Here is a 222-nt window from a genome sequence, read left to right as displayed (position 1 = left end):
TGGGCTTTCACATCAGACTTAAGAAACCACCTGCGCGCGCTTTACGCCCAATAATTCCGGATAACGCTTGCCACCTACGTATTACCGCGGCTGCTGGCACGTAGTTAGCCGGGGCTTTCTGGTTAGGTACCGTCAAGGTGCCAGCTTATTCAACTAGCACTTGTTCTTCCCTAACAACAGAGTTTTACGACCCGAAAGCCTTCATCACTCACGCGGCGTTGC

At 52.3% G+C, this 222-nt stretch carries 1 rRNA gene; it reads right to left on the bottom strand.

Annotated features, from left to right (window positions below):
- Positions 1 to 222: ribosomal RNA gene (locus tag MR167_RS32610) — 16S ribosomal RNA — on the bottom strand; the annotation flags it as partial.

Source organism: Bacillus cereus group sp. BfR-BA-01355, from assembly GCF_022663675.1.
Lineage (GTDB): Bacteria > Bacillota > Bacilli > Bacillales > Bacillaceae_G > Bacillus_A > Bacillus_A thuringiensis_S.
The sequence above is the reverse complement of the archived record's forward strand: the minus strand, read 5'-3'. Positions and strand labels throughout refer to the sequence as shown.